The organism is Rhizobium sp. BK399 (genome assembly GCF_014194695.1).
Lineage (GTDB): Bacteria > Pseudomonadota > Alphaproteobacteria > Rhizobiales > Rhizobiaceae > Rhizobium.
Map to the genome: position 1 here is coordinate 23,248 of NZ_JACIAH010000025.1, position 21,213 is coordinate 44,460.

Annotated in this window: 19 protein-coding genes; 7 read left to right on the plus strand and 12 right to left on the minus strand. The window is 58.3% G+C overall.

What is annotated here, in order from left to right:
- Window positions 1-565 precede the first annotated feature (565 nt).
- The 3 genes from FHT97_RS28600 to FHT97_RS28610 are packed head-to-tail and all read left to right on the plus strand — an operon-like array spanning window position 566 to window position 4,455.
- Complete coding sequence (locus tag FHT97_RS28600; protein ID WP_183864927.1) at window positions 566-856, plus strand: hypothetical protein; 291 nt, start codon at window positions 566-568, stop codon at window positions 854-856.
- Between the two features lie 24 nt (window positions 857-880).
- A complete protein-coding gene (locus tag FHT97_RS28605; RefSeq protein WP_183864928.1) occupies window positions 881-2,062 on the plus strand; it encodes an acetate/propionate family kinase in 1,182 nt (393 codons plus the stop codon).
- Between the two features lie 11 nt (window positions 2,063-2,073).
- Complete coding sequence (locus FHT97_RS28610) at window positions 2,074-4,455, plus strand: phosphoketolase family protein (RefSeq protein WP_183864929.1); 2,382 nt, start codon at window positions 2,074-2,076, stop codon at window positions 4,453-4,455.
- 443 nt (window positions 4,456-4,898) lie between these two features.
- On the opposite strand, the gene FHT97_RS28615 is transcribed toward FHT97_RS28610, so the two are convergent.
- The 8 genes from FHT97_RS28615 to FHT97_RS28650 are packed head-to-tail and all read right to left on the minus strand — an operon-like array spanning window position 4,899 to window position 12,582.
- Window positions 4,899-6,623 (minus strand): dihydroxyacetone kinase family protein, encoded by a 1,725-nt coding sequence (locus tag FHT97_RS28615; RefSeq protein ID WP_183864930.1) that lies wholly within the window; start codon window positions 6,621-6,623, stop codon window positions 4,899-4,901.
- 58 nt (window positions 6,624-6,681) lie between these two features.
- Window positions 6,682-7,401, minus strand: a complete 720-nt coding sequence (locus tag FHT97_RS28620) for an amino acid ABC transporter permease (protein WP_183864931.1) — start codon at window positions 7,399-7,401, stop codon at window positions 6,682-6,684.
- Window positions 7,398-8,048, minus strand: a complete 651-nt coding sequence (locus FHT97_RS28625) for an amino acid ABC transporter permease (protein WP_183864932.1) — start codon at window positions 8,046-8,048, stop codon at window positions 7,398-7,400. The genes FHT97_RS28620 and FHT97_RS28625 overlap by 4 nt, the downstream gene beginning before the upstream one ends.
- Window positions 8,041-8,820 carry an amino acid ABC transporter ATP-binding protein gene (locus FHT97_RS28630; protein WP_183864933.1) on the minus strand — a complete coding sequence of 260 codons (780 nt, stop codon included), beginning with the start codon at window positions 8,818-8,820 and terminating at the stop codon, window positions 8,041-8,043. The genes FHT97_RS28625 and FHT97_RS28630 overlap by 8 nt, the downstream gene beginning before the upstream one ends.
- A 49-nt stretch (window positions 8,821-8,869) precedes the next feature.
- Window positions 8,870-9,751: a transporter substrate-binding domain-containing protein gene (locus FHT97_RS28635; RefSeq protein WP_348649654.1), complete on the minus strand. Its 882-nt coding sequence runs from the start codon at window positions 9,749-9,751 to the stop codon at window positions 8,870-8,872.
- A gap of 25 nt (window positions 9,752-9,776) precedes the next feature.
- Window positions 9,777-10,913, minus strand: coding sequence for an FAD-dependent oxidoreductase (locus FHT97_RS28640; RefSeq protein WP_183864934.1), 1,137 nt, complete (start codon window positions 10,911-10,913; stop codon window positions 9,777-9,779).
- Window positions 10,910-12,280 (minus strand): NAD(P)/FAD-dependent oxidoreductase, encoded by a 1,371-nt coding sequence (locus FHT97_RS28645; protein ID WP_183864935.1) that lies wholly within the window; start codon window positions 12,278-12,280, stop codon window positions 10,910-10,912. Before FHT97_RS28645 ends, FHT97_RS28640 begins: the two co-directional genes overlap by 4 nt.
- The gene (locus FHT97_RS28650) at window positions 12,277-12,582 is read right to left on the minus strand and encodes a (2Fe-2S)-binding protein (RefSeq protein WP_183759206.1); all 306 of its coding nucleotides are present in this window, start codon (window positions 12,580-12,582) and stop codon (window positions 12,277-12,279) included. Before FHT97_RS28650 ends, FHT97_RS28645 begins: the two co-directional genes overlap by 4 nt.
- A gap of 110 nt (window positions 12,583-12,692) precedes the next feature.
- Between FHT97_RS28650 and FHT97_RS28655 the strand changes: the two genes are divergently transcribed.
- The 3 genes from FHT97_RS28655 (at window position 12,693) to FHT97_RS28665 (ending at window position 15,893) form a co-directional block, all read left to right on the plus strand.
- Window positions 12,693-14,102 (plus strand): MmgE/PrpD family protein, encoded by a 1,410-nt coding sequence (locus FHT97_RS28655; RefSeq protein ID WP_246712831.1) that lies wholly within the window; start codon window positions 12,693-12,695, stop codon window positions 14,100-14,102.
- Between the two features lie 239 nt (window positions 14,103-14,341).
- On the plus strand, window positions 14,342-14,872 hold the full coding sequence (locus FHT97_RS28660; protein WP_183864936.1) for an NUDIX hydrolase: 531 nt from the start codon (window positions 14,342-14,344) through the stop codon (window positions 14,870-14,872).
- 235 nt (window positions 14,873-15,107) lie between these two features.
- A complete protein-coding gene (locus tag FHT97_RS28665) occupies window positions 15,108-15,893 on the plus strand; it encodes an IclR family transcriptional regulator (RefSeq protein ID WP_183864937.1) in 786 nt (261 codons plus the stop codon).
- 41 nt (window positions 15,894-15,934) lie between these two features.
- Here FHT97_RS28665 and FHT97_RS28670 read toward each other — a convergent pair whose 3' ends face one another.
- The 3 genes from FHT97_RS28670 to alr are packed head-to-tail and all read right to left on the minus strand — an operon-like array spanning window position 15,935 to window position 18,774.
- The gene (locus FHT97_RS28670; protein WP_183864938.1) at window positions 15,935-16,834 is read right to left on the minus strand and encodes a TIGR01459 family HAD-type hydrolase; all 900 of its coding nucleotides are present in this window, start codon (window positions 16,832-16,834) and stop codon (window positions 15,935-15,937) included.
- A 9-nt stretch (window positions 16,835-16,843) separates the two neighbouring features.
- The gene (locus tag FHT97_RS28675; RefSeq protein WP_183864939.1) at window positions 16,844-17,692 is read right to left on the minus strand and encodes a DMT family transporter; all 849 of its coding nucleotides are present in this window, start codon (window positions 17,690-17,692) and stop codon (window positions 16,844-16,846) included.
- Entirely contained in the window at window positions 17,689-18,774 is a 1,086-nt protein-coding gene (gene alr / locus FHT97_RS28680) for an alanine racemase (RefSeq protein ID WP_183864940.1), read from the minus strand. Before alr ends, FHT97_RS28675 begins: the two co-directional genes overlap by 4 nt.
- 128 nt (window positions 18,775-18,902) lie before the next feature.
- Here alr and FHT97_RS28685 point away from each other — a divergent pair, with 128 nt between their 5' ends.
- Window positions 18,903-20,066 carry a hypothetical protein gene (locus FHT97_RS28685; RefSeq protein WP_246712832.1) on the plus strand — a complete coding sequence of 388 codons (1,164 nt, stop codon included), beginning with the start codon at window positions 18,903-18,905 and terminating at the stop codon, window positions 20,064-20,066.
- Here the strand turns inward: FHT97_RS28685 and FHT97_RS28690 are convergent.
- Complete coding sequence (locus tag FHT97_RS28690) at window positions 20,063-21,082, minus strand: C45 family peptidase (RefSeq protein WP_183864941.1); 1,020 nt, start codon at window positions 21,080-21,082, stop codon at window positions 20,063-20,065. The genes FHT97_RS28685 and FHT97_RS28690 overlap by 4 nt on opposite strands.
- Window positions 21,083-21,213 lie beyond the last annotated feature (131 nt).

The following is a 21,213-nucleotide window of genomic DNA, read 5'->3' on the forward strand; positions in this document are numbered from 1 at the left end:
CCAGCAGCTGATTGGGCGAGGCGAGGTCGTCATCTCCACGAAATCAGCGCCCGACACATTCGGATCCGAAGCTGATCCTATGGTTACATTAGCAAAACACGATCTGCGAAATTACAAACGTTTGCTGTAAATGATATCCCAGATTGATCTCCATCAAGGAAGCCTTCGTTCCCTCCCCTAAACTTCCGCAGCTAGTATCGGTGAACCATTCAGGACCTGAGATCGTCTCTCCACGTCGATGCTGGTCCTGCTTTCGAGGCGGATTTTGCGAATGCTCATTGGCTGCAGCATGTTTGAGAGAACAAGGCGCGATAAGGAATTGAGCGATCGGCCTTTCGCGCATGGACTTGCGGCAGTGTTGTCGACCCATGAGCAAGCCGGTCAATCCGGTGTCCTTTTTAAAGCTAGCTACGGGACGCTTTGGATACGCAACCCACGACCCCGACCGTATTCATTGGCTCGAAGTCAAAAAGCTCGACTGCTGCAGCCGGATCGTCTTCCTTCGGAAAGGTGAGACGGTCGCTCGATCAAGAAGAAGAGCGATAAAGAGGGAAGGAGACAGACAATGCTGTCCACTGATCGGGATTCCAAACCGGGCGGCGAGCATTTCGCCGTTCCAACCCAAGGGGAAGTCGAAGGAAAGCTCATGGTGTCAGAATTGGTCGCTGTCGCCTGTCTCCAGGAACTCTTGAGGAAGGAACGTGCGCCAGTCATCGAAAGGGTTCGGCGTCGGATCCTGCGTGATCTGAAGCACCGCTGCCGCACGTTGCAACTCACCGCGGATGACGAAAAGACGACCGGTGACTATGCACTGCAGATTCTGGCTGCAGCTGTGGATGAAGCGAGATCCAGATAGAGTTACGGACAAGCGGGGATCCCCATGAGCAAGGACGTGGGCGTTGCTTTCAATGTCGGTTCATCGAGCGTGAAGATTGGCATGTTCGACATTGGCTCCGGGTGCGCGGAGCGTATTGGTCGCGCGACGTTACTCTTGGGTCAGCATCCACGGCTTAGATACCAGGTAGCCGACGAGGTCGAAGATATCGCACTACCTGCGGCGGAAAGCAGCTTCGGCACCAGGGCAACTTCAACCGTTCTTGATCGATTGTTGAACGGTGATTTTCACATTGGATTTGTCGGCCACCGTGTCGTGCACGGCGGGTTGGCCTTCAAAGGACCTGTGCTTCTGAACGGCAGCGTCATATCGCAAATCCAAAACTTGGCCCCCATGGCACCCCTTCACCAGAAACAGGCGCTGGATCTCATCGACGCTGTCTTTTCCCTATACCCCCGTGTGGTGCAGACAGCCTCGTTCGACACGGCCTTCCATGCCTCTCAATGCAGCCTCGCGAGCCGGTTGGCCATTCCCAACGCTATGCACGAAGCTGGCATACGGCGATACGGATTTCATGGTCTCTCGTATAAATATGTCGCAGGGTTCCTCAAGAAATTTGCGCCTTACGCCGGCGGCGGCAGAGTTGTGTGCGCCCATCTCGGATACGGCGCCAGTCTTTGCGGCATGGTCGATGGGGTCAGTATTGATACCAGCATGGGCTTTTCCGCTCTCGACGGCATCCCGATGGCAACGCGCCCAGGAGCGCTCGATCCAGGCGTGTTGATCCATCTGCTCAGATCGCAATTTCCCGATGCCGACAAACTCGAAGATTTTCTTTATCACCGGTGCGGCCTTCTTGGCGTCTCGGGAATAAGCGGTGATACCCAGGTCCTGCTAGAGGACTTCCGGCCGAGCGCCAGGGAAGCACTTGATCTGTTTTGTTTCAGAATTGCCGGAGAGATCGGTCGGCTTGCCGTATCGATCGGGGGCATTGACGCGCTGGTCTTTACAGGCGGCATCGGCGAACACCAGCCCGAGATCCGCAAAGGCATCGAAAGACACCTGTCATGGATGGGGCTTACGCTGAACGAAGCGGCCAACAGAACAAACGCACCCGTCCTTAACGCCAGGGACAGTGCTGTTGCAGCGTTCGTCGTCCACACAGACGAGGAGCAGGTCATCGCCGACGAAGCACTTGCTGTCATCAATCAACACCGACTTCGTTGAAGGAGTTCGAAATGGGAGACAACATCGCAATGCTCGACCAGGAGCTCGGGCTCATTGACCGCTATTGGCGCGCCGCAAACTATCTTTCGGTCGGTCAGATCTATCTCATGGACAACCCGCTTCTTAACGAACCACTGAGGCCCGAGCAGATCAAGCCACGGCTCCTTGGGCATTGGGGAACGACGCCGGGCCTGAACTTCATTTACGCTCACCTTAACCGCATCATCAAACACCGCGGCGCAGATATCCTTTACATATGCGGCCCGGGTCACGGCGGACCGGGAATGGTCGCAAATACCTATCTGGAAGGGACCTACAGCGAGGTGTATCCGGAGGTAACGGAAGATGCCGACGGCCTACGCAGGCTCTTCAAGCAATTCTCGTTTCCTGGCGGGATTCCGAGCCATGTGGCGCCAGAAACGCCCGGTTCGATCCACGAAGGCGGCGAGCTTGGCTATGCTCTCGTTCATGCTTTTGGGGCCGTCTTTGACAATCCGGGCCTGGTCGTAGCCTGCGTCGTTGGCGACGGAGAAGCCGAAACCGGCCCTCTGGCTGCCGCCTGGCATTCCACCAAGTTTCTCAATCCAGTCCGCGACGGGGCGGTCCTACCGATCCTGCATCTCAACGGTTACAAAATAGCCAATCCGACAGTCCTCGCCCGCACACGCGATGGCGACCTCGAAAGCCTGTTCTGGGGCTATGGCTACCAGCCGATATTTGTCGAGGGACATGACCCGGCAGAGATGCATCGGAAAATGGCAAAGGCCCTCGATGAAGTTTTTGATCTCATCGAAGCCCTCCAAAGGGATGCCCGCTCGGCCAGTGAGTATGAAGGCGTCCCACGATGGCCAATGATCGTCTTACGCAGCCCAAAAGGCTGGACCGGTCCGAAAGAGGTCGATGGCAAGAAGGTGGAGGATTTCTGGAGAGCCCATCAGGTTCCCGTTTCAAACTGCCGCGCCGACGAAGGCCATCGCAAGATCCTCGAAGACTGGATGCGAAGCTATAAGCCAGAGGAATTGTTTGACTCCCGCGGCCGCCTGAAGGAGGAGCTGCGCGAGCTAGCACCCAAAGGCGAAAAGAGAATGGGTGCGATAACATTTGCAAATGGCGGGCGACTGCGAACGGAACTCATCCTCCCGGAAATTGCGCAACACGCAGTCGAGCTCGGCGATCGCGGGTCGAACCTGATGCAGTCGACGGAGGTTCTGGGACGGTATTTGCGTGACGTCCTTCGCCTCAACGCCGCCCACAGCAACTTTCGTATCTTCGGACCTGACGAAACCGAGTCCAATCGTCTCGGGAGCGTTTTTGAGGAAACGGACCGGGTCTGGATGCAAAAGATCGAGGACTACGACGTTCATCTTGGCCGCGATGGAAGGGTCATGGAGGTCCTCAGCGAGCATCTCTGCCAGGGTTGGCTCGAGGGCTACCTTCTCACCGGACGCCACGGATTCTTTTCGTGCTACGAAGCGTTCATCCATATCGTTGACTCGATGTTCAACCAGCATGCAAAATGGCTAAAGGTATCTCGCGAACTGCCGTGGCGAAAACCGATCTCATCACTGAACTACCTTCTTACGTCGCATGTCTGGCGGCAGGACCACAATGGCTTCTCCCACCAGGACCCCGGCTTCGTGGATCTCGTCGCAAACAAGAAATCTGACATCGTTCGAATTTACCTTCCTCCTGACGCCAACACCCTCTTATGGACCGGTGATCACTGCCTTCGCACCTTTAATCGCATCAATGTGATCGTGGCTGGAAAACAACTGCAAGCACAGTACTTGTCGATGGATGAAGCCATCTTGCACTGCGAGGCTGGCCTTGGCGTCTGGGACTGGGCGAGCTTCGAAAACGATACCCTGACCCCTGACGTCGTGATGGCATGCGCCGGCGACGTGCCAACGATGGAAACGCTTGCGGCGGTCATGCTTCTCCATGAAGCGATTCCTGAACTGAAGATCAGGACCGTCAATGTCGTGGACCTTTTGAGCCTGCAAGATCCGGATCAACATCCCCATGGGATGGACCATCAGAGGTTCGATGAAATTTTCACGGCCGACAAGCCCGTCATCTTCGCTTATCACGGCTATCCGAGTCTCATTCATCGCTTGACCTATAGACGGACGAACCACGAGAACATCCATGTGAGAGGCTTTATAGAGGAAGGAACGACGACCACGCCGTTCGATATGGCTGTTATGAACGAAATCGATCGGTATCATTTGGCACTGGAGGCGATCAGACGGATTCCAGGTCTCGCCGTTAAGGTGCCGGACGAGGTGCAGGCGCTGAATGCCAAGCTTGTCGAACATGCTGCTTTCATCAGGCAATACGGCGAGGACATGCCAGAGATTGCTGGCTGGAGATGGCGGCGTGTGGAGCACTGAGGCTATACGCCGCGGTTACCGTCACTGATCTGAACCGTTCAAACTGTATCGCTTTGGTAGAGGTTTCCGCTGCCTTTTCCTGGCTAGAAAAGGCACGGAAGAGGCTGAAACGAAGTCGGCTCAGTACGACTGACAAATGTGACAGTCATCGGATTGTAGATGCCCACAAGTTCGTAGAGTTCGCGGGTGATGTCGTCCGCCTCGCCGGCGCGTATGGCAATCACCCCCTTCCTCGTGGCCAGTCATCGCGGCTAGGATGACGCTCCGCCGTGTTTCGATATGCCGCCGCCTCCCTCCGCCCGACCTCTGTTTGCAGTCGCGGCTGTAGCAACTGGAAGCTCGACGACGGACAAGCCGCCAAGCCGACAGGCAACCTTAGTGTGGTGCAAAGCCGATTCTTGGAAAATGATCACGAGGAGGTTTTTCCCGTCCCAGCTTCAATTCTATGTCTTAGCGTGTGAAGCATCTTCCACTGCCCCACTCGCAGCAAGCCAGATGGTCACTGCCGCTGCCCCTGCGTCAGGACTGCCGATTACGCGCCCACCGATATAGCTGGCCCGCCCAAGCTTTGGCCGCATGTCAATCGTTCGTCGCATGCCCTCCTCTGCCGCCGTCACGGCTCGTTCCCATGCTTCCTTCAGAGGAAGTCCCGCGGCGATTTGCTCCTCGAACGTTGAGGCCGCGGGTTGCAATGCGTCTACCATTGTGCGGTCGCCGGGCGTTGCTCCGCCCAGTTCGGATATCGCCTGGACGGCGGCCGCAAACGCAGCGGCGACATCGCTCGCAGACGGCTCGTCGATCGTAGCCAGATGCCTGGACGCCCGCATCAGTCCGGCAGCGTAGAAGGGACCTGAACTCCCAGCGATTGCTCTTCTGACACGATCGGCGGCTGTAGATAACCCTTTTGAGACGGAAGAGAATGCGCCCTCCGGTAGGTCCAGGATGGCCTCAGCCCCGCGACGCATGCTCGCCCCGAGATCGCCGTCACCCGAAATTCCGTCCAGCGTGGCAAGGTGATCTTCCGCTGCAATCAATGCGCGTGCGGCGGAGGCAAATATCTCCTGCAGACGCCGGCCGGCGGGTGAGACGTTTGCTTGATCTTCCTGCGCCACAATCGGGAGATCGTGCGGACTGGGCACTGCCACCAAGGGCTCCGCGTTCACAAGGCCGCCGCCCGGCCAGGCTTGCGCTTCGACCGGCATATCGAAAAACGGCAAGTCTCGAGATGTCACAGGCATGACCGACAGTGAAAATCCTTGCATATCGAGCGCTGATAGGAACGTGCCAGCCCAGGCCCGTACAACCGTCACCCCACCCTTGGCGAGGCTTCGTAGTGCGCTTCTGGCGAGGATTGCAAGCTCTAGCGGCGGCGTTGAACCGAGCCCGTTCACGAGCAGAACGGCCTCGTCTCCTCTCCGGACCTTGCCGTCAACCAGGATCGTCTTCAAAGTCAGTTCGACCAATTCATCGGCGCTCGCAATCTCCATGCGGAAAACTCCCGGCTCGCCGTGAATGCCGAGCCCAACCTCGACTTCCTTCTCTCCAAGGACAAAACCAGGTTTCCCGACGGAGGGGAGGATGCAGGTTCCGAGCGAGATTCCCATCGAGGAAACCCGCTGTGCTGCATCTCTCGCGATTGCGGCCACAGCCGCAAGGCAATGTCCTTGAGCCGCTGCGGCTCCTGTTATCTTGTGAACGAGAACCGTGCCGGCGAGGCCGCGCCGTCTGTCTGGAGCTACCGTATCGCGCAAAGCGGCATCGTCAGCGACAACAACAATCTCGACCGGAATCCCCTCTGCCCTCGCGATTTCGGCTGCAAGTCCAAAGTTCAGCCTGTCGCCGGTATAGTTCTTGACGATGAGCACAGCACCGGCCGGCCCACTGACGGCCCTGATGGCAGACAGTACGGCGTCGGAACTCGGCGACGTGAAGACGTCACCCGCAACCGCAGCCGTCAACATGGATCGGCCCACGTAACCTGCATGTGCCGGTTCATGTCCGCTTCCACCACCAGAGATCACGGCAACGGGACGAGCCGCTGCGTCTGGCAGGCCGGATTGTATGACGATGTTCTCGTCGGAAAGAAGGGCAGTGCCAGGCGATAGCGCAACGGCACCCTCCAGCGCTTGCCGGACGACCTCTTCCGGGCGATTTATCAGTTTCTTCATCTGCACTCCTGATTGACTCGACTTTTGATTTCCGTGGTGATTGGGACCTGGCTAGTACCTACGGACAGGTTCTGGCAAGAAGACTTGGCAGGGCACTGCGGTGGGCTCGAAGCCGCGCGCGTCCCTGTAACCGGTGCTCGATAATTCGGGCGGCAATAGAAGCCGGCCATGCAAGGCTGAAATAGAGCAACGCCGTAAGCGCGAAGACGTGCAACGGAAGGAAACTCTCAGACATCAGTTCGCGTGACACCAAAGTCAGCTCAGGAACAGATATTAGGGCGCAGATCGAACTGTCCTTCATAAGAGAGACGAGATTGATCAACAAAGGTGCTACCGACTGCCGGATGGCCTGCGGCAATAGAATAAGCCTGAAGGCTGCCAGTGGCGTCAGACCGGCAGCAAGAGCAGCCTCGCGCTGACCAGCGGGAATTGCACAGAAACCGGCACGAAAAACCTCCGCCAGGTAGGCCGCATAGACCGCGGAAAGCCCGAGCGTACCGGCCATGAATGCCGACAAGGTAACGCCCGCTCCCGGAAGAGCGAAATAGAGCAGATAGAGGATCACAAGAATGGGCACGCCGCGAGCAACCGTAATGTAGACGCGCGCGACCAGTTGCGGAACAAGTGCACGCCGCGAGCGCAGGTACTCGATCAACAGGGCCAGCATGACAGCCAGACAGAATCCTGACGCGGTTAAAGAGAGGGTCAGGTGAAGTCCGTGAAGGAGACGCGGACCCCAGTCAGCGATGTTGTTGGAAATGATTTCAATGAACATCATTCAATCCCCAGTTTCTGCTCGATCAGGGCGACGGACCGCGCAACGACGCTGGTCAGGATCAAATAGACAGCGGCAGCACCGGCGTAGATCAGTGTCGTCTCGAAGGTTTCGTTGACGAGCTGTCTTGCATTGAAGAGGATCTCGGGCGCGGCGATGGCCGCGACCAGGGACGTATCTTTGACAAGCGAGACCGCGTAGTTTCCGATGGAAGGGAGCGCAAGTCTCAACCCCTGCGGGACCACGATCAGCCGGAATGCAGCGAACGGCGTGAGGCCGATTGACGCCGCTGCCTCGCTTTGCCCGACCGGGACGGATTGAAATCCCGAGCGGAAGATATCGACGCAGATAGCACCGCCGATCATGCCTAATCCGGCGACGCCCGCTGCGATTGAGGACAGCCTGAGCCCGAGCGACGCCAGACCGAAGTAGAGAAGAAAGAGGAAGGTCAGGCTCGGAATGTTGCGCAGGCTCTCGACATAAAAACGGATGGCGATCCGCAGCAGGCTGTTGTCTGACAGAAATTCACTGGTTGCCAGAGCGACGCCGATAATGAGAGCCACGATGAGCGATCCAGCGGTCACCTCGATAGTTACTGCCGCGCCTGAAACGAGTGCTCCTGCAAGCGTGCCAGCAAACGTGTCATCCATGATCCCGTCCCCCAAGCTGCAGGCTCGCAAGAAACTGCTTCAGGCGGGGCGTTTGCGGGTCATCCAGAACCGTCTTGGCCGGACCTTCCTCAATGATACGGCCGCCATCCATGAAGATGATGCGATCGGCAACCTCGCGCGCAAAGGCAATTTCATGCGTGACGAGCACCATCGCCCGACCTTCTTGCGCGAGTTCCTTTATGACTGTCAGGACCTCCCCGACCAGTTCCGGGTCGAGCGCGGACGTCGGCTCGTCGAAAAGCAGCAACTTCGGCTGCTGGGCAAGCGCGCGGGCGATCGCAACACGCTGCTGCTGTCCGCCAGAGAGCCGATGCGGCATATCATCGGCCTTCCGCGAAAGATGGACCTTTGCGAGCAGTTCGCCAGCAAGCTTCTCCGCCTCTCGATGCTTCAGCCCCCTAACTTTTGTCGGCTGCAGTGCCACGTTGGCGCGAACTGACAAATGTGGCCAGAGATGGAAGTGCTGGAAAACCATGCCTATGTCGGCTCGTTGCGGCGCCATCTCACGTTCACTCATCAAACGCCCGTTCCTTCGACGACCGATCAGTGTCCCTTCCAGGCGAATTTCGCCTTCGCTTGGCGGCTCGAGAAAATTGATCGCTCTCAAACAGGTCGATTTGCCCGATCCACTGGGGCCAATCAGCACAACGCGCTCTCCCCGACGCAAATTAAAGGAGATGCCGTTGAGAACCCTCAACGGTCCAAATGATTTTCCGAGGTCTTTAACCTCAAGAAGCACGTCGGCGGCCATCGTGACCTCCTTTTCTGTGAGGAGCGGCCGTTTCACCGGCCGCTGATGTTCAATGGTCACAAACCGGTGGTTTCCAATCGGCAGGTCGGTCAACGCCTGCCCTGAAATTCTCTGCAGACGGTGTGTAGTTTGCCTCGCTGATATTGCCGTAGAGCTTGCCGATCGACTTGATCTGGCACGAGGCCCATAGGCCACGGATCTCCTTGCTCAGTGCCGCCGCCAGGTCTGCATTTTCCTTGGATAGACCGAACACATATTGACGCCCAAGGCCGGTCAGGAGTGGGAAGTCAGGGTTGTTATCGGTGAAGGCCAGGTTGACGAGACCCCAATCAGGGTTCTTCGACAGCGCATAGTCGATGACCGGTGGGTCTCCGACCAGCGCTTCGACACGACCAGCCAGCAGGTCGCGCAGCGCAGCATCAGTGCTGTCGTAAAGCGATAGCTCCAGGCCCGGGATCTTCCTGAGCTCCGGCAGGAAGGAGAATCCCGTCATCGATCCGACCTTGCGGTTTTCCAGATCCTTGAGGCTATGCCACCCAGCGTCCTTCCTGGAGGTGATACCATTCTGGAAATAGCCGGTCGGGTCGCTCATCGACAGGGTTTCGGCCCGTTGCTTTGTCCAGGCGACATTGCCTCCGATGACATCCACACGACCTGTCTGCACCGCCGCAATTGCGCCTGACCACTCCATCGGAACCGGCCTTATTGTCAAACCCAGCTTTTCGGCAGCAATCTGCAGGATGTCGCCGTCATAGCCGGCAAGTTTTCCACCGCGCGCCACCAGCCCCGGCATATCACCAGTGACGGCGACAGAAAGAACGCCCGGTTCGGCAAGGTGATAAGCCGGCTCGGCGGCAAACGCAGAGCTCCATTGAAGGCTTGCCGTCAACGCAAGCGCTCCTCCAAGCAGTTGAACGAAGGAATATCGCACGTCTGTTCCCCTTTCTTTTCCTCTTTCAGGGTTGGCCCGCCGGCGTGAGTGCCGGCTGGAATCGTGTCATGGACAGGCCGGCAATCGAAGTCGGCGAGTGACCATCAAGACAAAGTTCGCAAAGGACTGCGCCCACGGCTGGCCCCAGCTGGAAACCATGACCGGAAAAGCCAAAGGCATGAAAAAGACCGCTCACGTTCGGACTTTCCCCTACAATCGGAAGGCCGTCTGGCATGCGTCCCTCGATGCCGGTCCAGCTGCGGACGAGGAGAACATTGGCAAGCTCAGGCACCATGGCGATCGCCTCGGCAGCAGCTTCCATTGTCACGTCAGCCAGAGGTCGGGCTCGTTGCAAGTCCCGATCGGCAGAGCCGAGACCTGCCCCGAAAATGACGCTGCCATGGGCCGCCTGGCGGATGTAAATACCGCCTCCGCAAATTCCGAGATTTGGTCCGATCAAAGGTGCGATGGGTTCTGTCACGCACATGTTCGGCGCCATGACGCCCTCTTCGACATGATCGTCGAATTGCGCGGCGAATGCCGAACCCCAGGCCCCCGCCGTATTAACGAGGCGCCGCGCCTTGACAGGAACCGGATCGTTTTCGAGATGTAATACGAATCCTTCCGAACAAGTGGCCGCGGTTCTGACGGCTACACCCTCGCGAATGTGAGCGCCCCAGGCCCGCGCGGCGCGCGCGAAGGCAGGCGCCACAAGACGTGGATTTGCCTGCCCGTCCTCGCCGCAGAATGACCCACCCGGATAATGCCCGGAAAGATAAGGGAAGCGGCGCTTCAGATCGCTGGCATCGAGGATTGCAGCATAGATGTCGTGCTCGGCAAGCAACCGCTGATGCGCGATCAGCTCCATCATATCCACGTCATTGCGGGCGAGTTTCAAATGGCCGGTCACCGCGAACTCACAGCTGGTGCCAACCAGTTGCTTCAGATTACCCCAGATGGCCCGGCTGCGCCTCGACAGTGGGAGCTCCGCCGGATGGCGTCCTTGTTGACGCACGCCACCATAGTTCACGCCGCTAGCCTGGGCGCCGCACCGCCCTCGCTCCAGCAGGACCACGGATGCGCCTTTCAAAGCCGCGTGCAGTGCCGTGGAGCACCCCGCAAGGCCGCCCCCGATAATGGCGAGGTCATAGAGACTGGTCATGACAGTCCCTTTGCAAGCTCGCAAAGTGGAACCGGCTTGATCGGAGCCTGAGCGCGGATGCGGCCAACAGACTCGATCGGGACGCCGCCGGTTGCCGCAATAAGCTCAGCCGTGGCTTGTCCGCAGATACGGCCCTGGCACCTGCCCATGCCCACGCGACAAAACGCCTTTATCCGATTGATCTCGGTCTCGCCTGACGCAAGCACTGCCTGCCGGATTGTGCCGGCCGTCAACTCTTCGCACCGGCATACCGTAACTTCGTCGGGAATTTCCGAAGCCTTCGCGTGCGGATACGCAAAGACCTTGTCCAGTGCCCTCCTGAATCGCGCCGATCTCTCCACAAGTCGACGATCGCGGCGCAAACGCGCGTGGGCACCATATCCAGCGTCGACGAGCAATGCAGAGGCAGCAATTCTTCCTGTTAACTCCGCAAGTCCGCTGCCTCGAACTGACATCCCATCGCCGGCAAGATAGACGTTCGATATCGTCGAGCGCCCGTCGAGATCTGCGCGTGGCAGCCATTGCCGTTGTCCCTCGTCGAAATCGAATTCAGCGCCGAGCAGATCCGCGATTTGAGACTCGGCTTTCAAACCATGCCCGATGGCTAGCGCATCGCAGGCCAGGATCCTCTCGCGCCGGCGGTGCCTGAAAACCAATGCGGCGACTTTTTCATCAGCGCCACAGATCACTTCGATGGGTTCGGCGCCCTGATGAATGGCAACGCCTCGTGCCCGCAGTGCAGCCATGTAGTAGAGACCTCTGACGAAGATGGCCTTGCCGCTCGCCAGTGCTGGAACATGGCGCCAGGCACGATGCGGTCTGCCCGTCTCGAGAACGGCAACTACGCACGCGCCGGCCAAGGCATATTGGTAGGCGACGAGATAGAGTAACGGGCCAGTACCCGCAAACAGGACGCGGCGGCCAACGAGGGAAGCATCTGCCTTTAGGGCGACCTGAGCGCCGCCGAGACTGTAAACTCCGGGAGCAGTCCAGCCCTTAACCGGAAACAGGCGATCCATCGCCCCCGATGCGATGACGAGGCTCGACCATGGTTGCACGGAAGCCCTGCCGGCATTGACGACGTGGAGCATCCCAACGGCTGCGCCCCAGATCTGGGTGTTCGGCCGGTAGTCAATGTCGCTCCTCAACGACGCGACTGCGTTGAAATTCGCGAGAGCTCTTGCGGTATCGAACCCATAGAGCTGGCTTGTCGGTCGCATCAGCTCCGGTTGCGGTTGCCGAAAGACCTGCCCGCCAAATTCAGGTGCCTCATCAATGAGGACTGGTTTCACACCGGCCTCAACGAGTACGCCAGCTGCCGCAATGCCCGCGGGACCGGCGCCTATGATCACGATCGGCGCAGTCATGGCAGGTCCTCCCGTGTTGTCATCAGCTGCATCCCCTCCTCGACGCGGGTCGTACAGGCCCGCAATCGACGACCGTCCGCCTGCCAGATCCAGCAGTCCTGGCAGGCGCCCATCATGCAGAAACCGCCGCGCCTTTCTTTCGAGAACTCGGAGTTGCGCACGTAGCCAATCTCCGAGCGGAGAGCGGTCAGAACGCTCTCGCCCCGCCTTGCTGATACCGGGCGCCTGTCAACGGTGATGTTGACTGGCGCAGCCACGGCTACGACCAGTCGTGGCGGCCCGGAATCCTGCTTTCTGGCCATTTCGAACCTCACTCCCGCATTTGTTGTTGACAGGCTATGCATCCACATTATGGATGTCAACGCGTGTAGCTATCCACTTTCAACTTGTTCTCACTGGGGATGTTCGAAACTTGAGTACTACCTTGAAGAGTATTGGAGCTTTTGGGGATTCCTACGCCCTGATGGCGTTGGCAAATTCCTGCAGAGCGGCAACGGATGTGCCCGAACCTGCTCTTGACGCCGCCCGCAGAACCCTCCTGGACACCTTGGGTGTTTCGGCAGCGGGTTCCGCGACTGCCGGCGGCAATGCCTCCCATGCTGCCGCCCCGACCATCTGGGGCAGCGGAGGCTCTTCCGTCTGGTTTTCCGCGACGAAACTGCCGCCAGCGGGAGCGGCGTTCGTGAATGCGACCTATGCTGCTGCCCTGGATCTCGATGATGGTCATCGAGGGGCATCCGGACATCCGGCGGCTGCAATTATCCCGGCCGTCCTTGCGGTCGGCCAAACGACAAATGCCAGTCCGGCACAGCTGTTGACTGCCATCGTGCTCGGCTACGAGGTCGCCGTCAGGGCCTCGGCCGCGCGTGACATCGCAAGCCTGCGCACGACCGACAGCGGGCTATGGTGTGGTCTTGGCGTCGCAGCGGCTGCAGGGTGGCTAGCCGGCCATTCCACGCCAGTCATTGCGCATGCGATGGCGATCGCCGGGCAGACGTCGACATCTCAGGCCGCGACCGGCTGGACACAGCTTGGCCACACCGTCAAGGAAGGGATCCCCTGGGCTACGGCAAATGGTCTCCAGGCCCTTGCTCTGGCGGCTAGCGGCCACAGAGGACCATTGGATCTTCTCGACGATCCTGTTGCTTACGATCGTGCCGCGCTCATTGAAAACTTTGGACGCGACTGGGCGATCGAGCAGGCCTATTTCAAGATCTACAGCTGCTGTCGGTGGGCTCATGCCGCAATTGATGGTGCGCTCATCCTCAAGAGTCTGATGCAGGTCTGCGACAGTGAGATTGAAAGCATCGTCGTCGAAACCTTCGATCGGGCGTTGACACTTCCCAACCAGAGCGAACCGCAATCGAGCGAGGCCGCGCAATACAGCATCCCCTTTTGCGTTGCTCTTGCCTTGATCCATGGTCCCGAGGCACTGCTGCCGCTCAAGGACGATCACCTCAAGGATCGGTCCGTGACCAATCTTGCTGGGCGAATTCGATTGACGAGCGCAGATGACTATATCGGCGTCTTTCCCGCCGCCACGCCAGCACGTGTCACCATGATCGCCAACGGCCGCCGCCACAAGACAGTCGAGATTTGTTTGCCCAAGGGTGAACCTAAAAATCCGCTATCGGATGCAGATCTGAAGCGAAAGTTTGAAAGGCTCGCTTCCATGGGGGCTCTGACCGCGGACGTCGCGCAAGAGATCTTCGATGTTGTGAACCGTCTCCGCTTTCATGACGCGACCGATCTTTTCGCCGCGCTTGGACCGCGCGAGAGCAGCAAACTGGACGCGCTACGGACGTCGGTGGTCGGCGACTGACGCGGAACGGACAAACGAATCTACATCTGCGACCGAACGGCTCGAACAGGCTGCACAACAGCCTGACTGTTGCACAGCTCCGTTCTGCTCGGGCATGGTTGCCCGGCCGATCGGAGTTTGGAGCGAAACGGAAGCGCTGGCAAATCTTTCGGGTCATCCGGTCTGCATAAGAACTTACTTGGAAGTCGGGCCGGCGCGGCCTTGCGACCAACAACGCTTTCTGCCATTCATCGAAGGACATGACGCGGAAAAAGCAATCCAAAAATGGGCGCACGGCCAGACCAAAATCGCTCTTGAAACAGCTGGCAGCCGTCCCGGAGAAGCTCTTCACGGGAAAGTTTAGGCAGCAATTCGCGGCCATATGCTTTCGATACAAGGCCGATCGGCAAACGATCGAGATTCTGATGGTCACATCCCGCGACAGTGGACGCTGGATCATCCCCAAGGGTTGGCCGATAGAAGGCAAGGAGCCTTACAAGACGGCTGCAATCGAGGCATTTGAAGAAGCTGGTATGCGTGGGAAAGTCAGGAAGAAACCGATCGGCAGATACACCTACCTGAAGCTGCTGGGAGATGGCGACGTTGTGCCTTGTATCGTCGATGTCTTTCAAATCGAGATCAAAGAGTCGCACGGAAACTTCAAGGAGCGTGGCGAGCGAACGATTGTCTGGGTAAGTCCGGACGAGGCAGCTCGACGCGTTCGCGAGGTAGAGTTGAAGTCACTGCTAGTGGAATTCAAGCCGCAACGGCGTCGACCCACGCCCAAGTGACGAGCGAACGAGCGAGCTGCCGCCGATTTGAGCCCAGGCTCGCCTGGCTTTCGATCAGCCAGCATCATAAGGAGCGGCGAGCGCCTTCTGGTGTAAGGAGACGGCCCATCGCGCAACTCCGGCAAGAGTCGTCTCTTTGAATCCAACTTCAGAAATCCTCCTCAGGCGCGGCCATGCCGTTTACATTGTCGTCGCGATGTATATGGAATCGCACCAAAGAAAATGCGGAAACGACATGGCCAAGGAAGAGATCGCGGGAACCGGCACGCAATTACTCGATCGAGCGGTCGCAATCCTGAAATATCTGGGAGAAGTTGGGCAGAGCGGCGCCTCGATGGCGAGGATCGTCGAGGCTATGGAACTCAAGCAGCCGACTGTCCATCGCATTGTGACCGCGCTCGAACGGCACGGATTGGTTGATCGCGAACGTCAGACCAAGAGATATAGGTTGGGGCTGGCCCTCTTTGCCATGGGCGCTGCAGCAGCTGACGGAACCGGGCTGCGGCAGCTCGCCCGCCCGGCGCTGATGCGTCTTGCTGCAACGACCGGCGATTCCGTGTTCCTCATGGCGCGCGCGGGCTTTAACACCGTGTGCGTCGACAGACAGCAGGGTACATATGTGATCGACAGCCTCACCGGCCATATAGGCGGACAAATCCCGATGGGGATCGGGCCGGCGAGCCAGGCGATCCTGGCCTTTCTGCCACAGGCCGAAGCAGACGTCATCCTCGACCAGAATGCTGCGCTCTATAAACAGTATGGTACGTTCACAGCCCGCAAGATCAAGGACGCGATTAAGAAGATAAGGACCGACGGCTATGCGCTCGATAACGGCGAACTGGTCGCCGGCATATCGTCTATCGCGGTTCCTGTCTTGCCGCCCGGTAGAGACGCGATCGCCTCGCTCGCCATCAACCTGACGAGCCCACGACTAACCGAGGGCCGCCTGCCAGAGCTCGTTGCGTTGCTGACGACTGAGGTGCGAAAGATCGAGGCGCAGCTCAACCCGCTGGCGGAGTAAGCCGTGCAAGGCCAGGGCGGGACTGGATCTGTTATCCAGCGCTAGGCCAAGTTCTCGAAGCCGGCATCGAGGGCCACCTCCTTCAGGCCAAGAGATGAAAGAATGAGGCTCGGGCGGGAGCCGTGCTTCTGGCAGAGCTGTTCAAAGGCTGCCCTGTCGAAGCCATGTCGGGACCTGAAATAGTGATGGTGAATTCCGCTCAGCACCAGAGCGGACGAGATATTTGCCTGATTGGCGCCAGTTATATCCGTTGCGAGGCTGTCTCCGATCGCAAGCACCCGATTGGGCGGCAGCTGTAGCATTCCCAGCGCCTTTTGATAGGTCGGCAAAGCCGGCTTCCCAAACCGATAAACTCTACCTCCGAAAGACTCATACTCCGCCGCCACCACTCCAGCGCAGGCAACCTCCCGGTCGCCGATCAATACGCTCAGATCCGGATTTGCGCAGATGAGCGGCAAGTTGCGCGCTGCCGCCTCTTTCAATGCCGCAAAGCCCGCAGTTTGCCCCGATGTCCCCGTAGCGAGAACAAAGTCCGCATCCGATACATCTGCCACTCTCGCGAAAGCCAGACCGGTCAGAAGCCCTGATAGCTCGTCGGGTCCAATGTGGAAGAACCTCGACCCCAAGGTTGGCATGAAGGAAGGTTCCCGCTCCGATAAAGATTCGAATACGAGCTCACCCGAGGTAATCAATGCGTCGTAATATCCCACGTCGATTTTCATCGACTGAAGCCGAGTTGCCACCTGCTGTGTCCGTCGCGGTGAATTCGACAGCAGGCAGATCCTTTTGTTAATCGATCTAAGGTGGCGAAGCACGTCAAGCGCCGGCGGAAATGAGCGGACGCCGTCATGGAGGACACCGAAGAGATCGATGATAAAACCTTCAAAGCTCTCCGCAATGTTCCGGAATGTCGGCTGGTCGCCGTTAAAATTCCGCATCATCTTTCCCTTTCACCGAATGGCACTGCGTGGTGTGGCGAGGTGGGCAACGACCGCGCAAAGCACAAGGCTTCCGCCGCAGGCAGTTTGCCAGGACGGACGCATGCCATATGCAAGCCAGACGGATATGATCGAAAGCGGCATTTCAGCCAGGGAAAGCAACGCTGTCTCTGCTGGCGGGAGCTGGCGTGCGCCTTTGGCATAGAAGACCAGGCCAAGCGTCATCTGAAACAAAGCAAACGCCGCAAGAAGACAGGCCTCGCGACCTGTCACGGCAAGGTGATCGCCAATGGATGCTGCCACCACCATCGAAATGGCGTTGGAGAGCGCTACCATCCCCAGAACCGTTGGCGTCTTCGACATCCTAAAGGCAATGGTCATCACTGCCATGCAGCTTGTCATTGCCAGCGCCAGTGCGTCTCCCAAAATGCGCAAGCCTGACGACACCGAACCTGAGAAGATGAATATGGCACCCGCGGCAGCAAGAACGCCGAACGCCGTCGTTCGGCTCGATGCGGTTTCATTCGAGACCACAACAGCAATCATGGTTGTCAACAATGGAAGAGACGCATGAATGACCGCGACATTGGCTACCGATGTGAGGCGCAGAGCAGCGATGAAAAACAGTGTTGCCAATGCTGACATTGTGCTTGCCAGCAACGCATGGCTGTCAAAGCCAATCAAAGCGCGGAGATCACGTTGATGGACGAGAAGCAAAACGGTAAAAATTAGGGCAAAGGCGCTGCGCCAGAAGACAACCGCTAAAAGCGGCGCCTTCAAAAGACCCATGAACAATCCCGCCGTGCTGAACATGGCGGCTGATACCAAGACGAAGAGCGAAGCAAGGTGACGAGGTTTCAAGTCTGCTCTCCCGCGCTATTTGTGCGATAACGGCGCTGGCTGGACTGACCGAGCCTTGTAAGCAATTCCTGCGGTATCGTTGCTGCAGGGCCAGCTAACTTTTCCACCGGCTGACTTGTGCTTATGAGTTCCACCCAGAGACCCGGTCGCCTGAGTGCGGCAGGAATATCCGTCACGTCGATGGCAGCGTATTCCATTGACACCCTGCCAACCACGGGTGCGCGATAGGAGCCAACCTCGACCGACATCCGGTTGGCAAGCGACCATGGGAAGCCATGCGCATAACCTGCAGCAATGACTGCGATCCAGGTCGGACGCGACGTGCGAAACGTCGCCATGTAACCGACTGTTGCTCCAGCCTGAAACAAACGCGTATCAACGATCCGGGCGCGTAGCCTTATGACGGGCAGGAAGGGATCGGTCTTGAAGTCGGCATTGCCGATCCCGAAAATGGCCGAACCGATACGCACCTGATCAAAACGATAGGCCGCGCCGAGCAACAATCCGGAGGATGCTGCAAGACTGCGCCGTACATTTCCAAGCAGGCCGGCAATCCCGATGAACCGGTCTCGCTGCAGAGCGTTCAGCGGATGTCGTGGATCATCTGCGCAGGCAAGGTGGCTCATCACCAGGACTGGGGAGCGTTGATTGAGATGGATGAAGCGGCAGACATCAGACTGGTTCAGCCCCAACCTCGAGAACCCCGTTTCGAGATTCATCGCATATGAGTAGCCCATAGATGTGATCGCTCTGGCCTCACCAAGCGTATTGCAGACCGGAACAAGGCGATCGTGCCGGTATTGTGCTTTGCGTCGCGCGCGATATCCCGAGAGCACGAAAATATCGGCATCCGGAAGCCGACGTCTGATCCGCACTGCTTCGTCCACATCGGCTGCAAAAAAGCTCTTGCATCCGGCGCTTGCAAGGGACGAGACAACGGGGTCGACCCCCAACCCGTAGGCGTCGCTCTTGACCACCGCGCTCACATCGACCTTCTCGCCAACCAGACGCTTCACTGCCCGGAAGTTATGTTCGATAGCCTGGAGATCGACGAGAAGTCGGGGCTTTGATGCGTTCGACATGCGGCGCTCGCATTAGCTGTGTCATTATGCGTTCCAATTTTCGGTTGCAGTTTAGATCAAGCTAATGCACAATGCAATCTATTGATGTCTTGAGAGAGCAATAACCGCATCACGAGCAATGGAGGGATATGATGACACCCAATCGTCAAACGAAGATTCTCGTTATCGGACAGGGCGTGCTTGGCGGCGACGTTCTGGATCTGCTGTTGCAGAGTGGCGCGCCGCTTGCGCTTACGGTTGGCGCACGCAACCAGGAAAAAGCGTTGCAGCGGATCAACCTTGCGCGCTACACGGCTCTCAACCTTGGTCAATCGCAACCCGTCGATCTGGTGACCGTCGACCTCATGGAGGTGGAGCAGACGGCTGATCTCATCGAAAGGTTAAAGCCCGACATCATCTTCAATGCCACAACACTGCACAGCTGGTGGGTAATAACCAAGCTTCCGCCGGCAGCCTTCGCACGTCTTGATGCTGGTCGCGGCGGTATATGGACGCCAATGCACCAGGTGCTGATCCGCAAGCTCATGAAGGCAGTTCGCCTGGTCGACAGCAAGGCCGTTGTTGTCAATGCATCCTATCCTGATGTCGTCAACGCTTCGCTTGCCGGCGAAGGGCTGGCGCCGTCGGTCGGCATCGGCAACATTGCCAATGCCGTTCCTGGCATCAGACTTGCCGCGTCGCACATGCTTAACCTGCCACCTGCAGAAGTCGACGTGCGCTTCTTCGCCCACCATTATTTGAGCTACCGGATGCCAAGCACCGGGGGGACCGATGGTGCGCCTTATCATCTGAGCATCTATGCCAACGGGATGGAGGTTCCAGCCGGAGAGATCGACCACGACGCGCTGTTCAAATCCGTGGCCAGCCGGTTTCGTCGCGTCAAGGGCCTGGCGGGCCAGTCTGTTACCGCCTCGTCGGCGACAGCCATGCTGCTGGCCCTCGCAAACCCGGCCGGACATGTCGTCCACGCGCCGGGGCCGCTGGGCCTTGTTGGTGGATATCCGGTGCGCATAGCCAAGGCAGGCCTTCTTGTCGATCTTCCCGGCAAGCTGACACTAGACGAGGCAATCGACATCAATTGCCGATGCCAGCACTACGATGGCATCGAAAGTGTTGATGATGACGGTACCGTTCGTTTCACGGATGCCTCATCGGAGGTTCTTCACGAAGTCCTCGGCTTTGATCTCAAATCGTACAGCCCCGAAGAGTGTGAAGAGCGCGCAGCGGAACTGGCCGCTCACTTTGCGCACTTCGCACGTATCAATGGGATGCCTTCTGCTGTGGCCAGCTAGGCCAGCAAACCAACACGTTGGGGAGAGGATCCGTCTGGCTGCCCAGGCCATATCGCTGCCTCGCGCTGACCACAGTCGAAGATGACTGAAAACGCAGTCGCGGTCGGCTCGCGTGGTGAAAACGACTTGCAGATCGCATCCGGGGCTCCCGTTCGATCGCGCAATAACGCCGCCAGGCTTGCCGCATCCGTCAAAGCGAACCGGCGCGCTGCCCTTAGCCTTTCGCGGCTCGACGGATAGTGGCGCGCTTCAGCCTCGATATTTTCCCATACCGAGGCATCGGGAAAGAGAGGATGGTTCGTATGCACGATGGAATCAACAATGCGGTGAGAAAGACCGATCGATGGGCCAACCTCGGCGAGTTGCAATCGACCGGCGGCGTCGCCAAGAATGAAAGAGCGGCCGGACATGTGGGGCTGAGACATCAAAACGTCGAGTGCGGCTTCGACGCTTGGCCGCGCAAGCATCAGTCGGCGAATAACAAGGCTTGGCAGGCTGTCCTGCTTCTCATCGAGCATGAGGTCATTGTTGACAAATGCGAACCCGCTGTCGTTCAGCCCGACCCAACCCAGAGTCCCGGCGGTTGCGATCGTGACCATGCGCTTGCCCGGAGCCTCGTGCACAAGAATGGCAAGATGCCGGTCCGCGCCTTCAGGTCCATCCCAATTCTGCGCAACAAGCGCACCAGATGGTGTGGAAATGGCCGCAGACGTGCATCCTGTGCGCCTGTCCGAAAAGTACTCGAAACAGGAAAGCAGATAGATATCGATGGCAGAGATTCCCGTCTCCGCGGCCATTCCTTCAAGTTCCGAGTGAAGATCAGAATCGAGCGCCGAGACCTTTTCCAGGGAGGCTGCGGCTTTCGCGCATGCGCGGTTCCAGTCGGTGGTCTCAGCCGAGCGCCGCAAACGATCGTAGTCAGCGATAATGAGACTGCGCAAATGAGATACATGCTGTTGGCCGCGCTCGAATGCTGTCCCGCGCAGGACGATGACTGGGATTTGCAATTTCGCCATGAATCACCTGAGCCTCCTTAGATCAGTCATCCATAATGTGGATAGCTTGAGTTCTCCAGCTACTGCTCGTGTGGATTGTGTGAAACTTCCGTACACCGCGACCTAAGCAATGGTGTAAGGTTCCCTGGGAA

Bases quoted from the DNA above. Each gene is read 5' to 3' on its own strand.
- FHT97_RS28600 (WP_183864927.1), top strand. From the start codon at position 566: ATGCTGTCCACTGATCGGGATTCCAAACCGGGCGGCGAGCATTTCGCC.
- FHT97_RS28605 (WP_183864928.1), top strand. From the start codon at position 881: ATGAGCAAGGACGTGGGCGTTGCTTTCAATGTCGGTTCATCGAGCGTG.
- FHT97_RS28610 (WP_183864929.1), top strand. From the start codon at position 2,074: ATGGGAGACAACATCGCAATGCTCGACCAGGAGCTCGGGCTCATTGAC.
- FHT97_RS28615 (WP_183864930.1), bottom strand. From the start codon at position 6,623: ATGAAGAAACTGATAAATCGCCCGGAAGAGGTCGTCCGGCAAGCGCTG.
- FHT97_RS28620 (WP_183864931.1), bottom strand. From the start codon at position 7,401: ATGATGTTCATTGAAATCATTTCCAACAACATCGCTGACTGGGGTCCG.
- FHT97_RS28625 (WP_183864932.1), bottom strand. From the start codon at position 8,048: ATGGATGACACGTTTGCTGGCACGCTTGCAGGAGCACTCGTTTCAGGC.
- FHT97_RS28630 (WP_183864933.1), bottom strand. From the start codon at position 8,820: ATGGCCGCCGACGTGCTTCTTGAGGTTAAAGACCTCGGAAAATCATTT.
- FHT97_RS28640 (WP_183864934.1), bottom strand. From the start codon at position 10,913: ATGACCAGTCTCTATGACCTCGCCATTATCGGGGGCGGCCTTGCGGGG.
- FHT97_RS28645 (WP_183864935.1), bottom strand. From the start codon at position 12,280: ATGACTGCGCCGATCGTGATCATAGGCGCCGGTCCCGCGGGCATTGCG.
- FHT97_RS28650 (WP_183759206.1), bottom strand. From the start codon at position 12,582: ATGGCCAGAAAGCAGGATTCCGGGCCGCCACGACTGGTCGTAGCCGTG.
- FHT97_RS28660 (WP_183864936.1), top strand. From the start codon at position 14,342: ATGACGCGGAAAAAGCAATCCAAAAATGGGCGCACGGCCAGACCAAAA.
- FHT97_RS28665 (WP_183864937.1), top strand. From the start codon at position 15,108: ATGGCCAAGGAAGAGATCGCGGGAACCGGCACGCAATTACTCGATCGA.
- FHT97_RS28670 (WP_183864938.1), bottom strand. From the start codon at position 16,834: ATGATGCGGAATTTTAACGGCGACCAGCCGACATTCCGGAACATTGCG.
- alr (WP_183864940.1), bottom strand. From the start codon at position 18,774: ATGTCGAACGCATCAAAGCCCCGACTTCTCGTCGATCTCCAGGCTATC.
- FHT97_RS28685 (WP_246712832.1), top strand. From the start codon at position 18,903: ATGATGACACCCAATCGTCAAACGAAGATTCTCGTTATCGGACAGGGC.
- FHT97_RS28690 (WP_183864941.1), bottom strand. From the start codon at position 21,082: ATGGCGAAATTGCAAATCCCAGTCATCGTCCTGCGCGGGACAGCATTC.